General features: G+C 69.4%; 24 protein-coding genes and 1 pseudogene. 4 read left to right on the top strand and 21 right to left on the bottom strand.

Annotated features, from left to right (window positions below):
- Positions 1-82 precede the first annotated feature (82 nt).
- From QM774_RS02845 to rpsP, 5 genes are read right to left on the bottom strand one after another with little or no spacing between them, the layout of a single operon-like run.
- Positions 83-1309 carry a hypothetical protein gene (locus QM774_RS02845; protein WP_414974441.1) on the bottom strand — a complete coding sequence of 409 codons (1227 nt, stop codon included), beginning with the start codon at positions 1307-1309 and terminating at the stop codon, positions 83-85.
- A gap of 34 nt (positions 1310-1343) precedes the next feature.
- Positions 1344-2042 carry a tRNA (guanosine(37)-N1)-methyltransferase TrmD gene (trmD, locus tag QM774_RS02840; RefSeq protein WP_414974440.1) on the bottom strand — a complete coding sequence of 233 codons (699 nt, stop codon included), beginning with the start codon at positions 2040-2042 and terminating at the stop codon, positions 1344-1346.
- A gap of 2 nt (positions 2043-2044) precedes the next feature.
- Positions 2045-2563: a ribosome maturation factor RimM gene (rimM, locus tag QM774_RS02835; RefSeq protein ID WP_414974439.1), complete on the bottom strand. Its 519-nt coding sequence runs from the start codon at positions 2561-2563 to the stop codon at positions 2045-2047.
- A 13-nt stretch (positions 2564-2576) separates the two neighbouring features.
- Complete coding sequence (locus QM774_RS02830; protein WP_414974438.1) at positions 2577-2822, bottom strand: RNA-binding protein; 246 nt, start codon at positions 2820-2822, stop codon at positions 2577-2579.
- Positions 2819-3448, bottom strand: coding sequence for a 30S ribosomal protein S16 (gene rpsP, locus QM774_RS02825; RefSeq protein WP_414974437.1), 630 nt, complete (start codon positions 3446-3448; stop codon positions 2819-2821). The genes QM774_RS02830 and rpsP overlap by 4 nt, the downstream gene beginning before the upstream one ends.
- A gap of 186 nt (positions 3449-3634) precedes the next feature.
- Here rpsP and QM774_RS02820 point away from each other — a divergent pair, with 186 nt between their 5' ends.
- Complete coding sequence (locus tag QM774_RS02820) at positions 3635-4324, top strand: hypothetical protein (RefSeq protein WP_414974436.1); 690 nt, start codon at positions 3635-3637, stop codon at positions 4322-4324.
- Between the two features lie 3 nt (positions 4325-4327).
- Here QM774_RS02820 and QM774_RS02815 read toward each other — a convergent pair whose 3' ends face one another.
- The 9 genes from QM774_RS02815 to QM774_RS02775 form a co-directional block, all read right to left on the bottom strand.
- Complete coding sequence (locus QM774_RS02815; protein WP_414974435.1) at positions 4328-5404, bottom strand: amidohydrolase family protein; 1077 nt, start codon at positions 5402-5404, stop codon at positions 4328-4330.
- 1 nt (position 5405) lies between these two features.
- Positions 5406-7013, bottom strand: coding sequence for a signal recognition particle protein (gene ffh / locus QM774_RS02810; RefSeq protein WP_414974434.1), 1608 nt, complete (start codon positions 7011-7013; stop codon positions 5406-5408).
- An 18-nt stretch (positions 7014-7031) separates the two neighbouring features.
- Positions 7032-9449: a [protein-PII] uridylyltransferase gene (locus QM774_RS02805; protein ID WP_414974433.1), complete on the bottom strand. Its 2418-nt coding sequence runs from the start codon at positions 9447-9449 to the stop codon at positions 7032-7034.
- Positions 9424-9762, bottom strand: a complete 339-nt coding sequence (locus QM774_RS02800; protein WP_414974432.1) for a P-II family nitrogen regulator — start codon at positions 9760-9762, stop codon at positions 9424-9426. The genes QM774_RS02805 and QM774_RS02800 overlap by 26 nt, the downstream gene beginning before the upstream one ends.
- An 84-nt stretch (positions 9763-9846) precedes the next feature.
- The gene (locus QM774_RS02795) at positions 9847-11178 is read right to left on the bottom strand and encodes an ammonium transporter (RefSeq protein ID WP_414974431.1); all 1332 of its coding nucleotides are present in this window, start codon (positions 11176-11178) and stop codon (positions 9847-9849) included.
- A 154-nt stretch (positions 11179-11332) separates the two neighbouring features.
- Positions 11333-12835: a signal recognition particle-docking protein FtsY gene (ftsY, locus tag QM774_RS02790; protein WP_414974430.1), complete on the bottom strand. Its 1503-nt coding sequence runs from the start codon at positions 12833-12835 to the stop codon at positions 11333-11335.
- Positions 12836-12846: 11 nt separating this feature from the next.
- On the bottom strand, positions 12847-16452 hold the full coding sequence (smc, locus tag QM774_RS02785) for a chromosome segregation protein SMC (RefSeq protein WP_414974429.1): 3606 nt from the start codon (positions 16450-16452) through the stop codon (positions 12847-12849).
- Positions 16453-16503: 51 nt separating this feature from the next.
- The gene (locus QM774_RS02780) at positions 16504-16773 is read right to left on the bottom strand and encodes an acylphosphatase (protein ID WP_414974428.1); all 270 of its coding nucleotides are present in this window, start codon (positions 16771-16773) and stop codon (positions 16504-16506) included.
- An 11-nt stretch (positions 16774-16784) separates the two neighbouring features.
- A complete protein-coding gene (locus QM774_RS02775; protein WP_414974427.1) occupies positions 16785-17192 on the bottom strand; it encodes an OsmC family protein in 408 nt (135 codons plus the stop codon).
- Positions 17193-17528: 336 nt separating this feature from the next.
- Between QM774_RS02775 and QM774_RS02770 the strand changes: the two genes are divergently transcribed.
- Positions 17529-17969, top strand: coding sequence for a MarR family winged helix-turn-helix transcriptional regulator (locus tag QM774_RS02770; RefSeq protein WP_414974426.1), 441 nt, complete (start codon positions 17529-17531; stop codon positions 17967-17969).
- Positions 17970-17998: 29 nt separating this feature from the next.
- Here the strand turns inward: QM774_RS02770 and QM774_RS02765 are convergent, their stop codons facing one another.
- Complete coding sequence (locus QM774_RS02765; protein ID WP_414974425.1) at positions 17999-18637, bottom strand: DUF6434 domain-containing protein; 639 nt, start codon at positions 18635-18637, stop codon at positions 17999-18001.
- Between the two features lie 26 nt (positions 18638-18663).
- Here QM774_RS02765 and QM774_RS02760 point away from each other — a divergent pair, with 26 nt between their 5' ends.
- Complete coding sequence (locus QM774_RS02760) at positions 18664-20229, top strand: hypothetical protein (protein WP_414974424.1); 1566 nt, start codon at positions 18664-18666, stop codon at positions 20227-20229.
- 43 nt (positions 20230-20272) lie between these two features.
- Here the strand turns inward: QM774_RS02760 and mutM are convergent.
- From mutM to rsmD, 6 genes and pseudogenes are all read right to left on the bottom strand, one after another.
- Positions 20273-21143: pseudogene (gene mutM / locus QM774_RS02755) on the bottom strand (bifunctional DNA-formamidopyrimidine glycosylase/DNA-(apurinic or apyrimidinic site) lyase).
- Between the two features lie 5 nt (positions 21144-21148).
- The gene (gene rnc / locus QM774_RS02750; protein WP_414974423.1) at positions 21149-21934 is read right to left on the bottom strand and encodes a ribonuclease III; all 786 of its coding nucleotides are present in this window, start codon (positions 21932-21934) and stop codon (positions 21149-21151) included.
- A complete protein-coding gene (locus QM774_RS02745; protein WP_414976570.1) occupies positions 21877-22374 on the bottom strand; it encodes a YceD family protein in 498 nt (165 codons plus the stop codon). The genes rnc and QM774_RS02745 overlap by 58 nt, the downstream gene beginning before the upstream one ends.
- Before the next feature lie 137 nt (positions 22375-22511).
- Positions 22512-23330 carry a DivIVA domain-containing protein gene (locus tag QM774_RS02740; protein ID WP_414974422.1) on the bottom strand — a complete coding sequence of 273 codons (819 nt, stop codon included), beginning with the start codon at positions 23328-23330 and terminating at the stop codon, positions 22512-22514.
- Between the two features lie 138 nt (positions 23331-23468).
- Entirely contained in the window at positions 23469-23969 is a 501-nt protein-coding gene (gene coaD / locus QM774_RS02735; RefSeq protein WP_414974421.1) for a pantetheine-phosphate adenylyltransferase, read from the bottom strand.
- A gap of 2 nt (positions 23970-23971) precedes the next feature.
- On the bottom strand, positions 23972-24523 hold the full coding sequence (rsmD, locus tag QM774_RS02730) for a 16S rRNA (guanine(966)-N(2))-methyltransferase RsmD (protein WP_414974420.1): 552 nt from the start codon (positions 24521-24523) through the stop codon (positions 23972-23974).
- 61 nt (positions 24524-24584) lie between these two features.
- Between rsmD and QM774_RS02725 the strand changes: the two genes are divergently transcribed.
- The gene (locus QM774_RS02725; RefSeq protein WP_414974419.1) at positions 24585-25499 is read left to right on the top strand and encodes an NAD-dependent protein deacetylase; all 915 of its coding nucleotides are present in this window, start codon (positions 24585-24587) and stop codon (positions 25497-25499) included.
- The last annotated feature ends 72 nt before the right edge of the window (positions 25500-25571 follow it).

The raw sequence follows: 25571 nt of genomic DNA, 5'->3' as shown, positions 1-25571 counted from the left end.
TGGCCGCGCCGCGCGCGGACAACCTGAACCATTCTGCCAGACGGACCCCGCCGGGCGGAAATCGTCCCACCCGGGTCTCGGGTCACAGAGTGGGGTCGAGTTCCTGCTCGTCGTCGGCGATCTCGGGCGGTGCCGGGGCCCGCTCCCCGAGCACGGCCGGCGTCGCGTCGGGAAGCGCCCCGATCAGGCCGGCGCCCTCCCGTGACGTGACCAGGTAGTCGGGGCGGCGCCGGGTGTCGTCCTCCCGGGCTCCGCCGCGGGCCGCGCCCGGCGGCAGGAACGACGATCCGCTCCGCCCGGTACTCGCACCTGCGAGGCCTCCGGGGTTCACGACGGCGGGCCGGGCGACGGCGGACGGTGAGGCTGCCCGCGCGCCGGATGCTCCCGACGCTCCCCCGGCGGTCCCGGGTGCCGGCGGCCGGACCGCACCGGTGACGCCCGGCATGGGCATCGCCGGCGACGGGGCGGGCCGCGCCCTCCCGGCCGCCGACGGTGCGGCGGGGCCGGCTCCGCCGCCGCCCGCGCCGGCGGTCGGCACACCGAACGGTCCCCCGCCGCCCGGCGCACCCGGAGCGGCGGGTCCCGCCGGGCCACCGGACGGGCCGGCACCGGGAACGGCCGGGATCGGGGCCGAACCGCTCCCACCCGTCGGTGGCGGCATTGCCGCCACCGGGGCCTCCGGCCCCGCTGCAGACTGGGCGCTGACCGCGTCGGGAACGACGGAACCCGCCACCGCCGGCGAACCCGGAGAGGTGCCGAACGGGGCGGCGGCGGCCGGCGCAGGGACGGATGCGCCTCGACCGACCGCGCCGGGAGCGCCCGCGAGTGCGTCGGCGCCGTGCGCACGACTCCCCGCGTCCACGTCGTGCACGCCGGCGCCCCGCGAGCCCATCGGCACGTTGTAGACACCGTCGAACAGGCGCGCGGTCTCGGCACGACGCTCGGCCTCCCGCGGCCCGCCGTCGGAGAGCACGGATCCGAGGAACACGCGTTCGCGCAGCGAGCGGGTGGCGGCGAGGTCGGCGGCGGCACCGCTCATCGACTCATGCACCGGGTCGAGGGCGGCGGCCGCGTCGTCGATCAGTCGGCCCGCCTGCAGGCCGGCCCACGCCGCAGCCTCGGCGCCGCCGCCCTCGAGTGGTCCGGCGTCACCGAACGCCGCCGTCAGCCGGGCGGCCACGGCACGGGCCGCGTCGACGATGCGCCGGAGTTCCGCGGCGTCGGCGGTGGCGCTCGACGGATCCATCGAATCGAGGCGAGCGAGGATCACCTCGACCGGCACCATCCAGTCGGTGCGTCCAGGAGCCATGCCCGTTAGACGCTCCGGAACGCCGGCCGGTTCCCTAGTGCGGCGTGTCGGTGTCGTCGGGCAGCAGATCGGGGCGCCGCTGCCGGGTGCGTTCCAGTGACTGTTCGTGGCGCCACCGCGCGACGCGGGCGTGATCGCCGGAGAGCAGAACCGGCGGAACCTCCAGGTCGCGCCACACCTGCGGACGGGTGTAGCTGGGGCCTTCGAGGAGACCGTCGGAGAACGAGTCCTCCTGATGGGACTGCGGGTTGCCGATCACCCCCGGGATCAGCCGGGTGGTGGCCTCGACCATCGCGAGGACGGCGGCTTCACCGCCGATGAGCACGAAGTCGCCGAGGGAGACCTCTTCGACGCGGACCCGGCGGGCCGCGTCGTCGAAGACCCGCTGGTCGATGCCTTCGTAACGGCCGCAGGCGAACACCAGGTGCTTCTCGGTACTCCAGCGCTCCGCCGTCTCCTGCGTGAACGGAACGCCGGCCGGCGTAGGCACCACCAGAAGCGCACCGTCCGGGCACACGTCGTCCAGTGCCGGCCCCCACACGTCGGGCTTCATCACCATGCCGGGGCCGCCGCCGTACGGCTGGTCGTCGACGCTGCGGTGCACGTCGTGCGCCCAGTTCCGCAGGTCGTGGAGTTCCACGTCGAGCAGGCCGGCGTCGATCGCCTTGCCGAGCAGCGCGACCCGCAGCGGGGTGAGATATTCCGGGAAGATGGTGACGACGTCGATGCGCACGGCTACTCCGCCGGTTCGATCAGGCCCTCGGGCGGATCGATGACGATGCCGTCGGCCGACACCGTCGGGACGATCTCCCGCACGAACGGCACCAGCACCTCGGCACCGGCCGGGGTGGCCACCGACAGCACCTCTCCGCCGGGCAGGTGCAGGACGTCGGCGAGGGTGCCGACCTCGTCGCCGTCGACGGTGGTGACGGTCATGCCGATCAGTTCGTGGTCGTAGAACTCGTCGGGGTCGTCGCCGGAGTCGACGTCGTCGGCATCGATGACGAACAGGGTGCCCCGCAGCGCGTCGGCGGCCGAACGGTCACCGACACCTTTCAGGGACAGCAACAGCCGCCCGGCGTGGGGCCGGGCGGCTGTCACCTGATAGTCGGTCTCCCCCGCACCGCGCGGCGCGCGGCCGCGCAGTCGGGTGCCGACCGCGAATCGTTCTTCCGGGGAATCGGTGCGGACGTCCACGACGAGTTCGCCGCGGACACCGTGGGTCTTCACGACCCGGCCGATCACCAGATCCATCGCGACGAGTCGATCAGCGATCGGTGTCGACGATGTCCACCCGCATGCCGCGGCCGCCGACACCGGCGACCAGGGTGCGCAGGGCGGTGGCGGTGCGACCGTTGCGGCCGATCACCTTGCCGAGATCCTCGGGGTTGACGTGCACCTCGATCATCCGCCCGCGACGGCCGGTGACCAGGTCCACCCGGACGTCGTCCGGGTTCGAGACGATGCCGCGCACCAGGTGCTCGACAGCGTCGGCGACGACGACCGAGCTCACTTGTTGTCCTTGGCGTCCACGTCGCTGTCGGCGACGGCCTTCTCTTCAGCAGCCTCGTCGTCGGACTTGTCCTTGGACTCCTCGACGACCTCGGCGACGGTCTCGCCGTCGGCCTTCAGGTCCTCGGCCTCAGCCTTGGTCTCCGGCTCGGCCTGAGCGACCTCGTCCTTGACCTCTTCGACGGCGGCCTCGTCAGCCTTGGCCTCGTCGGCCTTGGCAGCGTCGGCCTTCTTCTTCGCCGCAGCCTTCTTCTTGGCGGTGGTGGCCTCGACGGTCGGCTCGTTCTCGGCGGCGGCCAGGGCGGCGGCGAACAGCTCCTGCTTGCTCGGCTTCGCCTCCTTCACCTTCAGAGTGCCCTCGGAGCCCTTCTCACCCTTGAACTTCTGCCAGTCGCCGGTGATCTTCAGGATGGCGGCGACGGGCTCGGTCGGCTGGGCGCCGACGCTGAGCCAGTACTGCGCGCGCTCGGAGTCGACCTCGATCAGCGAGGGCTCTTCCTTGGGGTGGTACTTGCCGATGGTCTCGATGGCGCGACCGTTACGACGGGTGCGCGAGTCGGCGACGATGATCCGGTACTGCGGGTTGCGGATCTTGCCGAGGCGGGTGAGCTTGATCTTGACGGCCATGAGTGGTCCTTGTTTCCTTCTCGTCACTGCGCAATTCAGCGACCCGTTCGATGGAACAGGCCCGGTTTTGCGATCTCTTACGGGGTGACCGCCGGTCGGTACGTAACCGGATCCAGCGAACCAACTGTCCATTCTGCCACCGACCGGGTGCCGGAACCAAAACGCGAGGCGCCCGACGATTCGGCGGTGTGGCCGATCCCCGCTAGGCTCGACCGCACCATGCTCAACGCCCTCGCCTACGCGTTCGTCGACGCGATCAACGTCCTGGTCATCGGCGTTCTCGTCGGTATGGCCATCATGTTGGGCACCGGGAAGTACGCCAAGAGTGCGTTCCTGATGCTGATCGGCGACTGGCTCGGTGTCCTCGGTCTCGCACTGGTGGTGCTGCTGGTGTTCGACGGTCTCGGCGACTGGGTCAAGGGGTTCGTCGAATCCTGGATCTTCGCGGTGATGCTGATCATCACCGGTGTGGTGACCGCGATTCTCACATTCCGCGGCAGCGGGGAAGACAACGCTCTGTCGGACTGGATCCTCGAGAAGCTGAACTCCCCCGGCCTGGTGACCGTGGCGGTGGGTGCGGTGCTCGGTCTCGCGCAGTCGGCGACGTCGCTGCCGTTCTATGCGGGCCTGGCGGTGCTCTCGACCAGCAACATCCCGACCGCTGAGCGGTACCTCGGCCTGTTCCTGTATGCGAGTGTCGCGGTCAGCCTGACGGTGTTGTCGGCCCTGTTGCTCGGACTGGTTCGCCGAAAGCCGGATTCGGCCGTCGGCCGGCTCTTCGCCACCGCACGCCGGCATCCGGGAGAGGCAACCAAGCTGGCCGGTTACCTGGTGGCGGTCCTGCTCATCGGTATCGGCGTCCTGCACCTGTTCTGATTCTCAGATCACCACACCGCCGACCACGATGTGCGTCGGCCGGCGCAGTGTCGACGGATCGTCGAGCGGGTTCGCATCGAGCACCAGGAAGTCGGCACGATCGCCGTGGTCCAGAACACCCGCACCCAGCCATTCGCGCGGCGCGACCGACGACGCGGACAGTGCCTGCTCCGGTGTCATCCCGATTCCGGTGAGTGCCTCGATCTCGTCGACGATGCGGCCGTGGTCGACGAAGCCGCCGGCGTCGGTGCCCGCATACATCCGGACACCCGCCTCCCGGGCGGCGGCGAACACGTCGTGCGCGGCGGCGTACAGGGCCCGCATGTTCGCCTGATAGACCGGAAACCGGTCGGCGCCGTCGGCGATGGACGGGAAGTTCTCCACCTGGATCAGGGTCGGGACCAGGGCGATGTCCTTCGCGACCAGATCGTCGATCAGGTCCGCGGTGAGTCCGGTGCCGTGCTCGATGCAGTCGACTCCGGCACCGATCAGGTCGGGCAGCGCGTCGGTGCCGAAGACGTGTGCGGTGATGCGTGCGCCGCACTCGTGGGCGGCGGCGACGGCCGCGTCGAGCTGCGGACGCGTCCACAACGGGGCGAGGTCGCCGAGTTCCCGGTCGATCCAGTCGCCGAGCAGCTTCACCCAGCCGTCACCGGCGGCGGCCTGTCGTCGTACCTCGTCGGCGAGGTCGTCCGGGTCGGTCAGCTCCACGCCGTAGTCGCGCAGGTAGCGCTTGGGGCGGGCGATGTGCCGGCCGGCGCGAAGGAATCGCGGGCAGCGCGGATCGTCGTCCAGCGGGTGTGTGTCGAGAGGTGACCCGACCTCGCGGATCAGCAGTGCGCCGGCGGCCACGTCGCGGTAGGCGTTCGTCCTGGCGTCGGCGAGCGACATCGGCGCACCGTGCGCGATACCGACGTGGTTGTGCGCGTCGACCAGCCCGGGGACGATCCAGCCGCCGTCGGCGACCGTCGTCGCCCCACCGACCGGTTCCCGGCTGATCGTTTCCCCCGACACCCACAGTTCCTGCGGGGAGCCGGTGAACGGATCGGTGCCCCGGTAGCAGGTCACCGTGTCGGACACGCTACTTGTCCTTCGGCTTGTCCTTCGGCAACTTCAGATCGTTGAGGTCGATACCGTCCAGGCCGGGCGGCAGCTCATCGAGGCCGGGCGGCATGTTCGACAGATCGAAGCCGGGCGGCATCCCGGGCATGCCGCCCATACCCGGCATCCCCATGCCGGGGAATCCGCCCCGCATGTTCTTCGGCGGCGTCGGTCCCCTGCCCTTCGCCTTGCCCTTGCCCTTCTTGCCCTTCTTACCCTTGCGCGCGTTCCGCTTGCCGGCGCCGGGCATGCCCATCCGGCCGGACATCTGCGACATCATCTTGCGGGCCGCGAAGAACCGGTCGACCAGCTGGTTCACGTCCGTGACGGTGACGCCCGAACCGTTGGCGATGCGGATGCGGCGGGAGGCGTTGATGATCTTCGGGTTGGCACGCTCGGCGGGAGTCATGCCGCGGATGATCGCCTGAATGCGGTCGAGCTGGCTGTCGTCGACCTGCGCGAGGGCATCCTTCATCTCGCCGGCGCCCGGCAGCATGCCGAGGAGATTGCCGATCGGACCCATCTTCCGGATCATCAGCATCTGCTCGAGGAAGTCCTCGAGGGTCAGCTCGCCGGACGTCATCTTCTCGGCGGCCTTCTCGGCCTCGGCCGCATCCCAATGCTGTTCGGCCTGTTCGATCAGCGACAGGACGTCGCCCATGCCGAGGATCCGGCTGGACATACGGTCCGGGTGGAAGACGTCGAAGTCGTCGAGCTTCTCGCCGGTGGACGCGAACATGATGGGCCGGCCGGTGATCTCGCGGACCGACAGGGCGGCACCACCGCGGGCGTCGCCGTCGAGCTTGGTGAGGACGACGCCGGTGAAGTCGACGCCCTCGGCGAAGGCCTGCGCGGTGGTGACCGCGTCCTGGCCGATCATCGCGTCCAGGACGAACAGGACCTCGTCGGGCTGGGTGGCGTCGCGGATGTCCGACGCCTGCTGCATCAGGACCTCGTCGATGCCGAGGCGGCCGGCGGTGTCGATGATGAGCACGTCGTACTGCTTCTCGCGGGCGTACTCGACGCCGGCGGTGGCGACGGCGACCGGATCACCGGAGCCGTCGACGCCGAGCTCGCCCTCGCCGCCCGTCGACGTTCCCGGATGCGGCGCGTACACCGGCACACCGGCACGTTCACCGACGATCTGAAGCTGCTGGACCGCGCCCGGACGCTGCAGGTCACAGGCCACCAGGATCGGGGTGTGGCCCTGCTTGGTCAGCCAGGCCGCCAGCTTGCCGGCCAGGGTCGTTTTACCGGCACCCTGCAGGCCGGCCAGCATGATGACCGTCGGCGGCGTCTTGGCGAGCTGGATCCGGCGTGTCTCGCCGCCCAGGATCTCGACGAGCTCCTCGTTGACGATCTTGACGATCTGCTGGGCGGGGTTGAGGGCGCCGGAGACCTCCGCACCCTTCGCCCGCTGCTTGACGCGTGCGATGAAGGTCCGCACCACCGGGAGCGAGACGTCGGCCTCGAGGAGCGCCAGCCGGATCTCCCGGGCGGTCGCGTCAATGTCGGCGTCGGTCAGTCGCCCCTTGCCGCGCAGGTCCTTGAGGGCACCGGTCAACCGGTCGGAGAGGGATTCGAACATTCCCCCATCTTTCCACGACTAGTGCGACGGTGAACCGCCGCCCGGCGCGGCGCCGGGACAGACTCGCAGGACGGCGTCGATCAGTTCGGCCCGGGCACCGTCGGTGTCGCGGGCCAGTTCGACGCAGAACGTGTCGACGACGGTGGAACCCAGCGTCGCGACCTTCGCCCAGCGCACGTCCGCTCCGGCCCGTTCGAGGACCGAGGTGATGCGGGCCAGCAGACCCGGCCGGTCCGCGGCACGCACCTCGAGCAGCAGCGAACCGGATGCCGAATCGTCGATCCAGCGCGCCTTCGGCGGAGCGACGGCCGTGCGGGCCTCGCCCTTCGCCGAATCCCGGGCCACCAGCTTCGCCGGCACGTCCAGCCGGCCCTCCACGGCCGCCCGCAACTGTTGTTGCAGCACCTGGACGTCGGGGGGACCGCCGAACGCGGGCTCGACGACGAACGTGTTGATCGCCGAACCGGCGTGGCTGCGCACCTGGGCGTCGTGGGTCGCCAGACCGGCGAGCGCGATGACGCCGGCCATCTGGGACAGCAGGCCCGGCGTGTCCGGAGCGACCATGGTCGCCCGGTACGTGCTCGGTCCGTCGCCGGTCTCCAGGCGCACATGGACGCCACCGCTGGCGGCCAGTCCTTCCTGCTCCACGCTCAACGGCTCCGGCGGCGCGATCTCGTCGCCGCCGATCAGGTCGAGGGTGTTGCGGACCAGTCGCGACACCAGGGTCGCCTTCCAGTCGCTCCACACACCGGGACCGGTCGCGAGACTGTCCGCCTCGGTGAGCGCGCCGAGCAGTTCGACGAGGACCCGGTCGTGGTCGAGGGTGGTCGCGACGGAGGCGACGACCCCCGGATCGGACGGGTCGCGGCGTGTCGCGATCTCCGGCAGCAGCAGGTGATGCCGGACCATCGCGGCGAGGGTGTCGACGTCCTGCGGCCACAGACCCATCCGGGTGCCGATGTCGCGGGCCAACTGCTCCCCGACCTCGCTGTGGTCGCCGTCGCGGCCTTTGCCGATGTCGTGCAGCAGCGCGCCGATCAGCAGCAGATCCGGGCGCGACACGCTGGTGGTGAGCGCTGCGGCGTTCATCGTCGTCTCGAGCAGGTGACGATCGACGGTCCATTCGTGCACGGCATCGCGGGGCGGCAGGTCCTCGATCACCTCCCACTCCGGGAAGAGTCGCGTCCACAGTCCGATCTGGTTGAGCGCCTCGACGGTGGGCGCGGTCGTCCGCCCGGCCGCCAGGAGCACCAGCAGGTCGCCGAGGGTGTCGGGCGACCACGGCTCGGGGATCTCGGGCGAGTACTTGGCCAGCCGGTCCAGCACGCCGGCGTTGATGGGCAGATCGTTGGTGGCCGAGGCGGCGGCCACGCGGAGGGCGAGGCCGGCGTCCTGGCTCGGGATCACGCTGCGTGCGAGCACCACCTCGCCGTCGTACTCGACGACGCCCTCGTCGAGGGGGCGGCGTCCCGGCAGCCGGCGCAGACGGGACGTGAGGCCCTTCTTGCCCACCGAATGCCGCGCGGTGCGGACGCCGGTGTCGACGGCGAACCGGGTGATGCGTGCCGACCGGCTCACCTCTCGGGCCAGATCGAAGCGGTCCCCGAGGCCGAGGGCGGCGGCCAGCTGGTCGGCGTCCTGCGCCTGCACCCGGTCGCGGGCGCGACGGGCGATCAAGTGCTGTTGGGTGCGGACGTCGAGGAGTCGTTGGTAGGCGGCACCGACCTCCGAGCCGGGGCCGTCGGGCCCGAAGCGGGACATGCCGTCGGTGAGCTGGGCGAGCGCCAGCGCGTTGAGCAGCTGAACGTCGCGCAGGCCTCCGCGACCGTTCTTGAGATCGGGTTCGGCGCGCTGGGCGATCTCTCCGGCACGGTCCCAGCGGGCCCGTGCGGCATCGAGGATCTCCGGCAGCCGGGTCCGGGCCTCCACCCGCCACAGATTGCGGACCGAGGCGATCAACAGCGAGGCGAGGTCCTGATCGCCGGCGATGTAGCGGGCGTCCAGCAGGCTCAGCGTCGCGGTGGCCTCACTGCGGGCCACGCGGAGCGCTTCGGGGATGGTGCGGACGCTGTGGTCCAGGCCGACCCCGGAATCCCAGATCGGGTACCAGAGGCCGTCGGCCTTGTCGGCCAGCTGATCGGGGAACCGGTCGTCGTGGACCAGCATCAGGTCGAGGTCGGAGCCGGCGACGGTTTCGCCGCGGCCGAGTGCTCCGACGGCGACGATCGCGAAACCGCTGCCCTGGGTGATCCCCAGTTCGTCGGCACGCTGCGTCAGCCAGCCCTCATAGGCTTCGGTGAGTCGGTCACGGAACTCCTGCCCGGCGGGCCGGTCCGGCGAGAACTCCGCGAGCACGCCCGCGCGGGCGGCTGCGAGATCCTTCGCCGGACCGGAGATGCCGGGACCGGAGTCAGAGAGCTTCGGTGCCGCGTTCACCGGTACGCACCCGGATCACCGAGTCGACCGGGGACACCCAGACCTTGCCGTCACCGATCTTGCCGGTGCGGGCAGAGTCCACGATCGCCTCGGCGACCTTGTCCGCGTCCTCGTCGTCGACGACGACCTCGACGCGCACCTTCGGCACGAAGTCGACGGCGTATTCGGCACCGCGGTAGACCTCGGTGTGCCCCTTCTGCCGTCCGTAGCCTTGCACTTCACTGACCGTCATCCCGACGACGCCGATCTGTTCGAGACCCGCCTTCACGTCGTCGAGCGTGAACGGCTTGATGATTGCGGTGATCAGCTTCATGAGTAGACCTTTCCTGTCCTGCTGTTCAGCCTAGTGGTGGAGGCGGGGAGCCCCGGCCGGGCGACACGCGCCCGGCCGCGGGACTCACGCCATGTCATATGCGGTCTCCGCATGCTCGCCCTGGTCGATACCGCGGGCTTCCTCGTCCTTGTCGATCCGCCAGCCCATGGGCTTGAGGATGTAGGCGATGACCGCGGTCAGGATTCCGGTGAAGGCCAGTGCGAACAGGGCGATCACCACCTGCACGGCGAGCTGCTTCGGGTTGTGGCCGTAGAACAGGCCGCTCTCCTTGGCGAACAGACCGATACCGACGGTGCCCCAGAGGCCGGCGACCAGGTGGACGCCGACGACGTCGAGCGAGTCGTCGAAACCGAACTTGAACTTCAGGCCGATCGCCAGGGCCGACAGGATGCCGGCGATGACGCCCAGGCCGAGCGAGCCGACCGGGGTGAGGGCGCCACACGCGGGGGTGATGGCGACCAGACCGGCGACGATGCCCGAGGCGGCGCCGACGCTGGTCGGCTTGCCGTCGCGAATCCATTCCACAGCCAGCCAGCCGACCATCGCGGCCGCAGTGGCCACCGTGGTGTTGACCCACACCAGACCGGCGGTGGCGTCGGCGGCGAGCTCGGAGCCCACGTTGAAGCCGAACCAGCCGAACCACAGGAGTGCGGCGCCGAGCATGACGAACGGGATGTTGTGCGGGCGGTAGCCGGTCTTGCCGAAGCCGACACGCTTACCGACGATCAGGGCGAGCACCAGGCCGGCCATACCGGCGTTGATGTGCACCACGGTGCCGCCGGCGAAGTCGATCGGCGCGACGTTGGCCGCCCCGTCCGTCGAACCGAACATCCACGAGGCGAAGCCCTTCTCGGCGCCGCTCATGATGCCGCCGCCCCAGACCATGTGGGCCAGCGGGAAGTAGACGAAGGTCGTGAACAGGACGGTGAAGGCGCACCAGGTGGAGAACTTGACGCGTTCGGCCAGCGAACCGCTGACCAGCGCGACGGTGATCACGGCGAAGGTCAGCTGGAAGGCCAGGAACACGATCGCCGGGATGTGCACGCCGTCGGCGCCACCCCACAGCACGACCTTGTCGCCCTGGGTCTCCATCAGCTGATCGGAGCCGAACAACGCGAACGGGTTCGAGAAGATGCCCCAGATGTCGTTGTCTCCGGTGAGGGAGTTGCCGAAGGACATCGAGAAGCCCCACAGCACGTAGATGACCGAGACGGTCGCGATGGACGCGAACGACATCATCATCATGTTGAGCACGGACTTGCTGCGCGAGAGTCCGCCATAGAAGAACGCCAGGGCCGGAGTCATGAGCAGCACGAGAGCCGCGCTGATCAGAACCCACGACGTATTGCCTGCGTCGATAGAGCCGAATGTGCTCTCCGGTAGAGCCACGATCACGGTGAGACCTCCTCATCACGTCGTATTTCGACGGGTGAGGTCACTCTGTCGTGGCGAGGTTTCCCCGGGCAGCGCTGCGGTGTTTCGTCGCGGTTACGTGCCGAGTGCCGGCGTTAACCGCGCGTTTCGTGCCGAGCGCCGGATCCGCGTGCCGTCAGAGCAGCGCGTCGACGAAGGCCTCGGGCACGAAGGGGGCCAGGTCGTCGGCGCCTTCACCGAGGCCCACCAGTTTCACCGGCACTCCGAGCTCGTCCTGGATGCGGAAGACGATGCCGCCCTTGGCGGTGCCGTCGAGCTTGGTGAGCACCACGCCGGTGAGGTCGACCACCTCGGCGAAGACCTTGGCCTGGTTGAGCCCGTTCTGCCCGACGGTGGCGTCGAGGACCAGCAGGACCTCGTCGACGGGTGCCTTCTTCTCCACGACGCGCTTGACTTTGCCGAGCTCGTCCATCAGACCGGTCTTGGTGTGCAGACGCCCGGCGGTGTCGATCAGCACCACGTCGACGCCCTCGTCGATGCCGGTCGTGACGGCGTCGAAGGCGACCGAGGCCGGGTCTGCGCCTTCGGCGCCGCGGACGGTCTCGGCGTCGACGCGCTCACCCCAGGTCTGGAGCTGGTCGGCGGCGGCGGCACGGAATGTGTCGGCGGCACCGAGCAGCACGCGACGGCCGTCGGCGACCAGGACGCGGGCCAGTTTGCCGGTGGTGGTGGTCTTGCCGACGCCGTTGACGCCGACCACGAGGACGACGGCGGGGCTGTCGGCGTGCGGCAGCGCGCGCACCGAACGGTCGAGTTCGGGATGAAGTTGTTCCACGAGCACCGACTTGAGTGCGGCACGGGCCTGTTCGGGGCTGCGGACCTTACCGGCGGCGAGCTGTTCCCGGAGGCTGTCGACGACGCGAGTGGTGGCACCGGTGCCGAGGTCGGCCATCACCAGGGTGTCCTCGATCTCCTCCCAGCTGTCCTCGTCGAGGTCGCCGGCGCCGAGGAGGCCGAGCATCGAGGTGCCGATGGCGCCCTGCGAGCGGGACAGCCGCCCGCGCAGCCGGGAGAGCCGTCCTTCGGTCGGGGCGATCTCGTCGAGCGCGGGTGCGGACGCCTCCTCGATGACCGGGGTGGACTCCGCTTCACGAACCAATGCCTCGCCGGCGGCCCGCGCGGCGTCTTCGTCGACGCCGACCTGCGGTGCGGTATCGACGGCCTCGTCGGGTGTCGTGTCGGCGGTCTCGGTCTGTGCCGCGTCGGCGAGCCCCGGAATGATCTCGTCGTCGGCAGGGGTGGTCGCGGCCTCACGGATCGACGCCTCCCCCGCTGCCTTGGCGGCGGCCTCGTCGACACCGATGACCGCTTCCTCGACGGGCGTCTCGGCCTCCGCGGCGACCGGTTCCTCGGTGGCCGGCGCCGTGGCCGGAGCCTTGGTGGCCGGTTCCTTCGCGACCGGTTCCTTGGTCGCGGTACCGCCCTGACTGAACGAGAAGCCGGTGTCGGCCTGGTAGCCGCCGGACTTGTCGACCTGGCGCCGGCCGTCGGTCTCGATCGCGTCCTTGCCGGCGATGGAGATGCGGTTGCGGCGCTGCATCGCGATGCCGACGCCGATGATGAGCGCCAACAGCACGATGACGCCGACGACGATCCCGATGATGACTCCGGTGTTCACTTCGTGGCCTTTCAGTCCGGGGCGGTGACGGAGGCGGGGCCCAGTTCCACGCCGCGCATGCGCTGCGAGATGACCTGGGTGATGCCGTCGCCACGCATGCTGACGCCGTACAGGGCGTCCGCGATCTCCATGGTGGGCTTCTGGTGGGTGATGACGATCAGCTGCGAGCGCTCTCGCAGCTGTTCGAACAGGCTGATGAGCCGGCGCAGGTTGGCGTCGTCCAGGGCGGCCTCGACTTCGTCCATGACGTAGAACGGCGACGGCCGCGCCCGGAAGATCGCGACCAGCATCGCGACCGCGGTGAGCGACTTCTCTCCGCCGGAGAGCAGGGAGAGCCTCTTGATCTTCTTGCCAGGCGGGCGGGCTTCGACCTCGACGCCGGTGGTGAGCATGTCGCTCGGGTCGGTGAGGACGAGCCGTCCCTCGCCCCCGGGGAACAGGGTGGCGAAGACCTGCGAGAACTCGCGTTCGACGTCGGCGTAGGCCTCGGTGAACACCTGCAGGATGCGGTCGTCGACGTCGGCGACCACGTCGAGCAGGTCTTGGCGCGCGGCCTTGACGTCCTCGAGTTGTGCGGACAGGAAGTTGTAGCGCTCCTCCAGGGCGGCGAACTCCTCGAGGGCGAGAGGATTGACCTTGCCCAGTTCACCGAGGTCCCGGGCCGCCCGCTTGGCGCGCGACTCCTGGGTGGCGCGGTCGTAGGGCATCGGCGCCGGTGCCACGACCAGCTCGCCGCGGGCCTTGGCCTCCTCGTATTCGCGCTGCTCCAGGTCCGAGGGCGGCATCGGCACGTCCGGGCCGTATTCGGCGACGAGGTCGTCGGGCGCCATCGAGAACTGTTCGAGGACCTGCTCTTCGAGTTGTTCGATGCGCAGCTGGGCCTGAGCCTTCGCCAGCTCGTCGCGGTGTCCGGCGTCGCGGAGCGTGTTCAGTTCGGCGGTGAGCGCGTCGACGGAGGCGCGCAGTTCCTCGGTCTCGGTGGACCGGGCGGCGCGGGCCTGCTCGAGTTCGTCGCGCCCGGAGGCGGCGGTCTCCCCCGCGATCCGGACCGCCTCGGCGAGTTCGGCGGCCGCCTCGGCCACCACCCCGGCCACCCCGGCCGCGTATCGGCGCTGTGCGTCCTGTCGGCGCCGGCGTTCCCGGTCGGCGCGTTCGGCGGCCGCGGCGCGGCGCAGGCCGTCGGCCTTGCCGCGCACCGAGGCGAGGCGTTCTTCGGCGGTCCGCAGGGACAGCCGGGTCTCCACCTCGACGGCGCGGGCGCCGGCGACGGCGGCGGCCGCGACCTCCCGCGCTTCGCGATCGGTGTCGCTGTCCGGGTCGTGCTGGTTCTCGTCACGGGCCAGACGCAGCCGCTCATCGGTCTCGGTGAGTTTCGTCAGGCTCTCGGCACGGCCTTCTTCGGCGGCCTCGCGCTGATTCACCAGGCGCTGCGCCTCGTGTTCGGCACTACGGATCTCGGCGCCGAGCCGGCCGAGCAGCTCATAGGCGGCACCGACGTTGGCGTCGGATTCGCCGAGGGCGGCCAGGGCGCCTTCGGCGGCTTCTTCGGCCTTCCGTTGCGCGGTGAGCGCCTCGGTGAGTTCGCTTTCGATCCGTTCGGCGTCGCGTCGCGCACCGGCCAGGTCTTCGGTGGCGGCGTCGATCGCCGACTGGACCTCGAGGGTGGACGGACGGGAGGCGGCTCCGCCTTCGACGGAGGCCCGCGAGATGCGGTCGCCGTCCGAGGTCACCGCGATCACGTCGTGTTCGCGGGCCACGCTCATGCCGGCGTCGGCGTCGTCGACCAGCACGATCCGGTCGAGTAGCACGTCGACGGCGCCGGCGATGGAGCCGGGCGCGGTGACGACGTCGCGGGCCCACTGCGCACCCGGCGGCAGCGTCGGCCGGGCGCCGCGCGGCTGGTCGGACAGACCGCCGACGATGAGTGCGGCCCGTCCCCCGTCTCCGGCGCGGAGTGCGCCGAGCGCGCGGACGGCGGCCAGCTGGTCGACCGTGGCGATGGCGTCGACGGCGGGGCCGAGGGCCGCGGCGACCGCGGTCTCGTATCCGGGTTCCACGGTCAGCAGCTCGGACAGTGGGGCGAGCAGCCCGTCGGCGGAGTGTTCGAGCAGCCAGGCACCGCCGTCGGCGCGTTCGAGGCCGACGGCGAGGGCGTCGATCCGGGCGGTGAGCGAGGCGATGCGTTGTTCGGCTTCGCGTTCGGCCTGCCGCAGTCCGGCCACCGTCTCCGTGGCGTCGTTCAAGTCCGCGACGCACCGCTCGTGATGCGAGTCCAGGCCCTGTTCGTGGTCTTCCAGGTCGCGGACCTTCTCGGTGGCCGCGTCCATCTCCTTCTGGGCGGCCGCGCCGCGTTCGCGCGCCTCCTCGATGGCGGTGGTGAGCCGCTGGGCTTCACCGTCCATCGATTCGATGCGGGTCCGCAGGTTCGCGGCCTCGCCTTCGAGCCGGGCGAGGCCTTCGCGGCGATCGGCGACGGCCTGGACGGCGGCCATGTGGGCGCTCTCGGCCGCGGCGGACGCGCCTTCGGCGTCTTTGAGCACGGCGGTCGCCTCGGAGAGGGCGGCGGCGGCCTGCTGCACGGCGGCGGCCTGCTCGGCCTCGTCGGCGGCGGCCTGCTCGGCGCGGCGTTCCAGTTCTTCGGGGTCGGGGCCGGTCGACGGGGCGCTGGTCTCGCCGAGATGGCTGGCCCGTTCGGAGGCGAGCCGCCGGGTTCCGTCGACGCGCTCGGAGAGCGCCGAGAGCGAATAGAAGACCCGTCCGGCTTCGGCGGCGGCGGGTGCGACCCGTCCCAGATGTTCCTGGGCGGCGGCCAGAGCCTCGGTGGCGGCGTCGAGCCGGGCGGCGACCTCGTCGCGGCGACGGTTCAGTTCGGCTTCGACGGCCGAGTGTTCGGCGAGCTCGGAGCGTCGGGCGACCAGGTCGTCGGCGGCCAGACGGAGCCGGGCGTCGCGCAGCTCGGCCTGAATGGTGGCGGCGCGGCGGGCGACCTCTGCCTGTCGGCCGAGTGGCTTGAGCTGGCGGCGCAGTTCGGTGGTCAGGTCGGTGAGCCGGGCGAGGTTCGCCGACATCGACTCGAGTTTGCGGACGGCCTTCTCTTTGCGGCGCCGGTGTTTGAGGACGCCGGCCGCCTCTTCGATGAAGGCGCGGCGGTCTTCAGGCTTGGATTCGAGGATGGCCGCCAGCCGGCCCTGCCCGACGATGACGTGCATCTCGCGACCAATGCCGGAGTCCGACAGCAGTTCCTGGACGTCCATCAGCCGGCAGGGCGTGCCGTTGATCTCGTATTCGCCGGCGCCGTCGCGGAACATGCGGCGGGTGATGGAGACCTCGGAGTATTCGATCGGCAGGGCGCCGTCGGAGTTGTCGATGGTCAGCGTGACCTCGGCGCGACCCAGGGGTGCGCGGCCGGAGGTGCCGGCGAAGATGACGTCGGCCATCTTTCCGCCGCGCAACGCCTTCGCACCCTGCTCACCCATGACCCATGTCAGAGCGTCGACGACGTTCGACTTGCCCGAGCCGTTGGGGCCCACCACACAGGTGATGCCCGGCTCGAACTTGAGGGTCGTCGCCGACGCGAAGGACTTGAAGCCCTTCAGGGTCAGGCTCTTGAGGTGCACGACGGTAAACACTACCGAGTCGGCGGCGCCCCGTGGTCCCCGTGGGGACACTCAGCGTTCAGTGAACCCGTTCTCGCCTCCGCGCGCCGGCCCGAAGCTCTCCACGACGAGGTCTACCCGGCCGGGCGTCTGCCCCGACCGCAGCGCGGCCAGCAGGGACTCCAGTGCCGGCCGGGGGCCTTCGGCCACCACCAGCACCCGTCCGTCGGGCTGGTTCTTGGCGTATCCGGTCAGGCCCAGTTCCAGTGCCCGCGACCGCGTCCACCACCGGAATCCGACGCCCTGGACGTACCCGTGCACGAAGGCGGTCAGCCGTTCCATCGGTCGCCGGATCAGTCGGCCTGGATGTCCAGGTTGACCTCGGTGCCGGCCTTGAGGGTGCGGCCGACCGTGCAGACCTTGTCGACGGCGCGCTCGACCACCACGAGCAGCCGCTTGGCGGCCTCCGGGTCGAGTTCGGAGAGGTCGAGCTCCATGACCTCGTCGATCTTCGGATACACCTCGTTGTCGCGGTCGGCGTCACCGGAGACCTTGATGGTGACGTCGTAGTCGTCGCCGAGCCGGCGCGCGAGCGGGATGTCGGTCGACAGACCCGAGCAGCCGGCCACCGCGATCTTGAGCAGCTCGCCGGGGGTGAACACGCCCTCGACGTCCTGCGATCCGATCAGCACGTGCGCGCCACGGTCGTTGTGTCCGGTGTAGCGACGGGCTCCGGTGCGCTGCACCCACAGCTCGGTCATCTCGGGTCGGTCCTCTCGATCGGCGACGTCTCTCCTCGGGCCAACGCCCGGACCGCTCAAGGTTATTCCAGCCGCGATGCCGGCGGCCGGGAGGTCAGCCGTCGTGGACGGTGATCGCGTATCCGTCGGGATCGGTGAAGGTGAAGGCCGTACCGAAGGGGCCGGGTGCGGGCGGGGCGACGATCGGGTCATGCCGAGCTCGTTCTCGTAGAAGGCGGCCGCGGCGTCGAGGTCGCGAACCTGCAGGGCGATGAAATCGGGACCGGAGAAGGCCATGGTGACACTCCTCAGCTATGTCAATGTTCTGACATATCCAGAGTATGTCAGAATACTGACATGGTGCAAGCGGGATTCCCCTACGACGGATCGATCGGCTACACGCTCAAGCGAGCGCAGTCGGCGCTGCGCTCACGGATGGACGAGGTCCTTCGTCCGCTCGGACTGACCACGCCGCAGTACTCGTGCCTGGAGGCGCTCAAGCACTCGCCGGGCGCCTCGAACGCCGAGCTGGCTCGGGCGGTGTTCGTGAGCCGGCAGTCGATGAACACCCTGCTTCGCGGCTTGCAGGACCGCGGTCTGGTGGCCCGGGCCGACGCTCCGGTCGGCGGACGCGCTCTGCCCACGACTCTCACCGATGAGGGCCGTTCCCGCCTGGCCGCAGCGACCGCCCTGATCGGTGACATCGAGACCGAGCTGGTCGACGCCCTCGGGCCGCAGCGCCGCGATGACCTCGTCGCCGCTCTCTCGGCGTGCATCGACGCGTTGGACGGGCACTGAGGGCCTCCGTAGAGGCCGATCACACACGGTCAGATCCGTCCTCGCTCGTCGACCGGTCGATCGCGGTAGCGCTGCCAGGCCGCTAGGAGTTGCGCCCGGTCGTCGTCCGGATGCTCTGCTCGCCACCACCGCGTGAAGCGGTTGTATTCGAACTGCGGATCGATCTCGCGTCGGCCGTCGTCCCGGGTCGCATACCAGTGGTCGACCGCGTCCTGCAGGGTTCGGCGACCGTCCGCCGACGCGATGAAGTCTCGCATCGGAGCGTCATACCGGAAGCCGGGCCCGATCCTTTCGGTGAACCAGGCCCGCAGCACCTGACTGCAGCGCTGCCCCGATGGAATCACCGTCTCGGAGGCGAGATCGCCCGCCAATGCCGCGCCGGGCCGCGGCCCGGCGGTTCTCGGGGGTTCGGTGAAATCGCTGCCGTCGAGCAGCGCCGCGATGCGATCGGTGAGCAGCTGTTTTCCGCCGGAAGCGCCGATGCCAGCGCTACGGGCGAAGTCGGCCAGCTCGCTTCTGAGCCAGTACCACTGCCGGAATTCATTCCCGCTCAGATGGCGAGTGAGTTCGGGTCGCTCGGACATCGACGAAGGCTCCATGGGAGCACGGTAGATCTCCCCTACGACACCCACCCCGGTGCCGATCAAGTGCAGAATCGCCCGGAACATCGGAAGACCTTCGATACGGTGCTGTTATGAACCGTCCCGTGAATGAACGACAACGGGAAGTCTTACTGTGGATCGCCGACGGCTGCCCCGAGGGCAAATGGTCCAAGGATGACAATGGCTACAAGCTGAGTGCTGCCGCCCTCAAAGCTCGGGGCCTTGCAAACGTCACCGGCCACGGCAAGTCGTGGACCGCTGCGATCACCGATGCCGGGGCGCACTATCTGGCGCATGGCAACTACCCGCCAAGCGCTGCGCCAGCGACCCCGAGAGTTGCTGCCGATCGCTCCCACCGGGCAAGACCCGCCAAACTCGACCTCGGCACAGGCGCGTCAGAGACACTCGCAGAGGCTAAGGCCTTGATCAAACAGCTTCAGGACCACGGAACACTCACTATTAGGGACCCGGATGAGTCGGTTCGAGCCCGCTACCGGCGAATGCTGCACGCATGCAGAATCCACCACCTGGTGCCAACGACAAGCGAACTCCGCTTCACTGGACGCAGCTCTGGTGACATCGTTGTCATGCTCGGCACCGACTCACCCACAGACTCCGCGAGCTGGGACCGCATCAGGACGAGAGCCCGAGCCGTTACGACGAACCTCGACGCACTTCGCTCCGCATTGGAGACCACATCAATCCTCAACGAGGTCACTCAGACCCTTCACCCGCGCGCTATCGCGATAATCCTCGATCTCGCTGAGGAGCTACGCGCAGAGGAACTCAGGCTCGGAGTGAATACCAAACTGAAGACACCCAGGCTCTTCATTCAGGTGGATTCCCGTCGTCGAAACCTCCGGCTGACGGAGATCCTGGACGAGATCCCACATATTCCGAGCGATGCGGAGAAGCGTGAGCTTCGGCGCGTGCCATGGAAGCAGCTTCCGAAGTTCGACAGCGTGCCATCGGGTCGACTCAGTCTCGAGATCGAAAGAGACGGTTCGCAGCTAGTCCAACTCGATCGCCACAGCTCTTCGTACGTGCGCAACAGCGACAGCTGGTCCGATGAGAAAATGAGGCCACTGGAGAGCAGAGTTCACGACATCGCACTCGCAATCAAGAAGGGCGTGGTCGACGACACCGATGCGCGAGAACGGGAGGAAGAGCGGCGCGCCAAGGCCCGAGAAGAGTACGAGCGCAAGCAGGCCGCGGAACAACAAGCTTGGGAGGAGCTACGTGAGCGGGCGCGTGGCAAAGCACTCCGTGCCCAGCGCGAAACGATCTTCATGGCCGCGTTTGAGCGGTGGCAGGAAGCGAGAGAGCTACGACAGTTCGCGGAGCAGCTTGAGGTGGAGGCGATAACGAAGGGGGTCTTGGACAATCGGCCGAGGTTACGGGAATGGATGGAGTGGGCGCATACACTCGCGGACGAGATTGACCCTGTTGTGAACCTCAACCATCTCGATGATGGAGTGTTCGATGCTGAGCCGTCGGACGACGATCTGCGCCCGTATATGCAGGGGTGGGATCCATCTGCACCGCACAAGGACTACAGCCTCAGTCAAAGCGCACGGCAGTCTCCAGCTCAACATGCGCCACAGTCACGCCCGTGGCATCCAGGCATGCGCAACCGGCCCGCCTGGTGGCGTCACTGATTTAAGGCGTATTAGCCCACCACGGTGCTGGCACGACGTTGGTCTATCGTCGTGTGCGCGGCGCCTTCTGGCACAACGGACAAAAGAATGAGCTGCGGTTCATGAACTGTTCCCTGGCTATCTGCGTCCCGCAGCGGTCACACGACTGACCTTCTCGGCCATAAGCGTGCAGTTCCCTTGAGAAGTAGCCCGACTGGCCGTTGACGTTCACATACAGGTCGTCGAACGACGTTCCGCCGACCGTGATCGCGTCGGCCATCACTGCGGTCACCTCGTCCAGCAGCGCCGAGAGCCGGGCGGCCGGAATCCCCCGCGTCTTACGGCGCCCGTGTAGTCCGGCACGCCAGAGCGCCTCGTCGGCGTAGATGTTCCCGACCCCGGACACCACGGTCTGGTCCAGCAGCGCGCGCTTGATCTCGGTGTTCTTGCGGCGCAGCGTCGCGACGACGGCGGGCTGGTCGTAGGCCGGATCGAACGGGTCCGGAGCGATGTGCGCAACCGATTCGGGTAGCCGTGCGCCGCCGACCTCCGCATAGTCGTCGAGGTGCCAGCCGCCGAAGGTGCGCTGGTCCACGAAGCGGAGTTCGTTGCCGTCATCGAGAACGGCACGGATCCGCAGATGGACCGGGTCGGGTGCGCCGGCGTCGGCCATCAGCATCTGACCGCTCATACCGAGGTGGACCACGACGGCCACCTCGTCCGTCGGCATCGGAGGCCTGCAGCCAGAGGTACTTGCCTCGCCGGGCGACACCGGTGATCGTCTTGCCGGACAGCCGATGCTCCAGGTCGGTCGGGCCGACGACGTGACGCCGCGCGGCCCGGGGATGCAGGACGGTCACCGAGTCGATCCGCCGGCCGGTGAGGTGCGTGACGAGCCCGAGACGGATGGTCTCGACCTCGGGAAGTTCAGGCACCCGGCTCAGGCACCCTTCTCCGCGGCGGCCGCGTCATCGGGCTGCTGCGCATCCAGGGTCTTCCACGCGAGTTCGGCGGCCTGTTGCTCGGCTTCCTTCTTGGTGCGCCCGACACCGGTACCCAGGTCCTCGCCGCCGATCACGGCGTGCGCGGTGAACTCCTTGTCGTGGTCCGGACCGGTCGAGGTGATCTGGTACTGGGGCACGCCGAGACCCCGTGTGGCGGTCAGCTCCTGCAGGGAGGTCTTCCAGTCCAGACCGGCACCGAGGTCGCCGGCACGGGCAATCACCGGCTCGAACAGGCCCATGATCACCTCTTTGGCGACGGCGATCCCGTGATCGAGAAACACCGCACCGAAGATCGATTCGAGGCCGTCGGCCAGGATCGACTCCTTGTCCCGGCCGCCGGTCAGCTCCTCACCGCGGCCCAGGTACAGGTGCGCGCCAAGGCCACCGGGACCCAGCTCGCGGGCCACGCCGGCGAGGGCGTGCATGTTGACCACGCTCGCCCGGATCTTCGCCAGTTCGCCCTCCGGCCGGTCCGGGAAGCCCAGGTAGAGACGTTCGGTCACCACCACGCCGAGCACCGAGTCGCCGAGGAACTCCAGCCGCTCGTTGGTGGGCAGTCCGCCGTTCTCGTAGGCGTAGGACCGATGGGTCAGCGCCAGTGTCAGCAGATCAGGATCGATCTCGACACCGAGGGCCTTCGTCAGTTCCGACGTGTCGGGCTTGCTCACGACTCCGACTCCTGCGTGCCCTGGTCGCTCACCCGGTCGGCGAGCTTCGCCCATCGCGGGTCGATGAGGTCGTGGCCATGCTCGGGTTCGGCGTCGGCCAGGCGGGTCCCGCATTCCGGGCACAGGCCCGGGCAGTCCTCGCGGCACAGCGGCGAGAGCGGCAGTTCGGTGGCGACCGCGTCGATCACCGTCTGCTCCAGATCGATCTTCTCGTTCTCGATGCGCTCGACGTCGTCCTCATCGGACGTCTGGTCGGTCTCACTGTCGGGGTAGGCGAACAGCTCGGTCAGATACACCGACACGGTGCCGGTCAGCGGCTCCAGGCATCGCGAGCACTGACCCTGTGTGTCGCCGCTGACGGTGCCCGAGACCAGCACGCCTTCGGAGACCGATTCCAGTCGCAGGTCCTCTTCGACGTCGCCGCCGGCGGGAATGCCGATCATCTCGGCGCCGATCCGATCCGGGGTCACCACGGTGCGGTGGATCTCCTTCATCGATCCGGCGTACCGGGGCAGGCTGCGGACGTCGAGGACGAAGGGTTCCTCCCCCCACGGGGAGGGACCGGACGGACTGGTGGCGGACTGGGCACTCACGTTCTCGGATGTTACGCGGCTACCCGGTGTGACGTGGGTCAGCCTGCCATCGGGGCGGCCGACGGCCGATCCCCGTCGCCGGCGGCGTTCCCGTAGGCAGCGGAGTCGTAGTCCTGGTTGCCGTACTCGACGTAGTCGTGCATGCCGGCACCGGTGCGCAGCTGCTGGCGTCCGCGGTTCACCGACCGCAGGGTGCCGGTGAGGACGTCCTCGAATGCGGCGAGCTTCTCGTCGACGTAGACGTCGCATTCACCACGCAGGCGATCGGACTCGGCGTACGCGGCGTCGACGATGCGCTCGGCCTCGGACTTGGCGGCCGCGACGACCTCGGTCTCGGAGACCAGCCGCTGCTGTTCGGCGATGCCGTCGGCGACCGACTTCTCGTAGCTGGCGTTGCCGGATTCGACGACGCGGGAGGCTTCGGCGTGGGCGCGGCCGGTGAGGGCGTCGAACTCGCGCTGGGCGCTGTGCTGCAGGCGCTGGGCCTCGTCGTCGGCGGCGTCGGTGATGGACTGTGCGTGCGCGGTGGCCTCGTCGACCATGCGGTCGGCACGGGCCTTGGCGTCGGCCAGAAGACGGTCGGCCTCGGCGCGGGCGTGCGCGAGCATGGCCCCGGACTCCTCCTCGGCGCCGCTCAGCATGCTGTCCGAGCTCTGCCGGGCGTTGCCGATCAGTGTGTCGCGCTCGTCCAGGACGTCCTGGGCGTCGTCGAGTTCGGTGGGCAGGGCGTTGCGGAGGTCGTCGAGGAGTTCGCGGACCGGCTCGCGCGGAACCACGCAGTTGGCCGACATCGGCACGCTGCGGGCCTCTTCGACGATGGTCATCAGCTCGTCCAGTGCTTCAAAGACGCGGTACACGGTTACCCCTATCCGGCGCAGTCTCCTCGACTGGCCAATGGTCGACGCTCGTCTGTTGAGCTTGTGACCATTGTGCCGAATGGTACGTGTGTGACTGGGGAGGTCCGCGGGCGTGTCGCGGACCGGGTTCGCCCCGTCTCAGGTGTTCGCGACGCCCGCGATCCGGTCGGTCAGAGCGCTGTGGATCGCCGGCGACAGATACGGGCTCACATCGCCGCCCAGCTTGGCGACCTCCTTGACCAGTGAGCTGGAGACGTGGGCATAGCGCGGATCGGTCAGCATGAACAGCGTCTCCGCGTCGGACAGTTCACGATTCATCTGAGCCATCGGCGCCTCGTAGGCGAAGTCGGTCTCCGCACGCAGTCCCTTGACGAGCGTCTTGGCGTTCTCCTCACGGAGCAGATCCACCAGCAGTCCGGTCCAGCTGCGCACCTCGACGTTCGGCAGGCCGGTGCAGTCCTGCTCGATCATGGCGATCCGTTCGGCGACGGTGAACATCCCGGCCTTGTTCGGATTCACCACCACGGCCACCACCACCCGGGCGAACCGCGCGGCGGTGCGCTCGACCACGAAACGGTGGCCGAGGGTGAACGGATCGTACGACCCGGGGCAGACGGCGGTCTCGACGGCGGCGCTCATGGTCATCGAGCGTACTGCGCCAACGTGACCCGGGTATCGCCGTAGACCTTCTCCGCCACCTCGTCGAGACCGTCCGGCCATCGCGGGGCGTCGCTGCGGACGGCGCGTTCGAGCACCACCCAGCCGTCGTCGGCCAGATGGTCGCGGAGGTCGGCGAGAACGGCCGAGACGTCCTCAGTGGACAGGTCGTACGGCGGATCGAGGAACACCAGGTCGTACTGCTCCCCCGGCGCGGCCAGGAAGGCACTCACCGTCCGGTGGACGACCCGCGCACGTCCACCCGCCCCGCAGGTCGCGATGTTCGCACGCGCCACACCGGCCGCGGTCCGGTCCGCTTCGACGAGAACGGCCGACCCGGCTCCTCGCGACAGGATCTCCAGTGCGAGGGCCCCGGTGCCGGCGTAGAGGTCGAGCACCCGCGTGTCGGCGACGTCCATCCGGGAGCCGAGCATCGAGGCGACGGCCTCCCGCACCCGGTCGGAGGTGGGCCGGGTGCCGTCGGACGGGGTGGCGAGGCGGCGACCGCGGAAGTCGCCGGCGATGATGCGGGGCACGCCCTCATCGTAGGGGCGTCCGCGGACTCGGCGGAACCGCCTGTTGTGGAACCATGGCGTCATGGCCGGTGCACGATCTCTCCGAGCCGGGTCGAGCGGCGCAGCGACGGCCGCCGCGGCCCGGACCGAGCCCGATCCCGATCCGGCGGCCCGCGCGGCACTGCTCGCCACTCTGCTCGCCGGCCGGCGCACGATGGTGCTGACCGGCGCGGGCCTGTCGACCCCGTCGGGCATTCCGGACTACCGCAGTCCCGGGTCGCCGCCCCGAACGCCGATGACCATCCAGATGTTTCTGGGTTCGGCGGACTTCCGGCGCCACTACTGGGCGCGCAACCATCTCGGCTGGCGGCACATGGATGCGGCCGAACCGAACGACGGGCACCGTGCCGTGGCCGCGCTCGAGGCCGCCGGATGCGTGACCGGGGTCGTCACGCAGAACGTCGACATGCTCCACGTGAAGGCCGGCTCGCGGAGGGTGGTGGATCTGCACGGATCGTACGGCCGGGTGATCTGCCTGGACTGCGGCCACCGGATGTCCCGGTCGTCGCTCGATGTCGCGCTGGAGGCAGCGAACCCCGGGTTCCGGGACCGGGTGATCGGTCGCGGGGCCATCGAGGTGGCGCCCGACGCCGATGTGGTGCTCGACGACACCGCCGAGTTCACCGTCGTCGCCTGTCCGGTCTGCGGCGGCATTCTGAAACCGGACATCGTCTACTTCGGGGAGAACGTTCCGGCCCCGGTGGTCGCCGCCGCCTTCGCACTGCTCGACGAGTCGGATGCGCTGCTGGTGGCCGGATCGTCATTGACGGTGATGTCCGGGCTCCGATTCGTCCGGAAGGCCGCCGCACAAGGCAAACCCGTGGCGGTGGTCAACCGTGGCGCCACCCGCGGAGACGAGCTCGCCGAGCTGAAGATCGACCACCGCTGCGAGGTGATCCTGCCCGCGGCGGCGGCAGCGCTCACCTACCCCGACTGACCCGACCTTCGCCCTACTCCCCCGTATAGCGTCACTCACCCACGTATGCGCGCTCAGTGTCGCTATACGACG

Source organism: Gordonia sp. (in: high G+C Gram-positive bacteria) (assembly GCF_047600565.1).
GTDB lineage: Bacteria > Actinomycetota > Actinomycetes > Mycobacteriales > Mycobacteriaceae > Gordonia.
The sequence above is the reverse complement of the archived record's forward strand: the minus strand, read 5'-3'. Positions and strand labels throughout refer to the sequence as shown.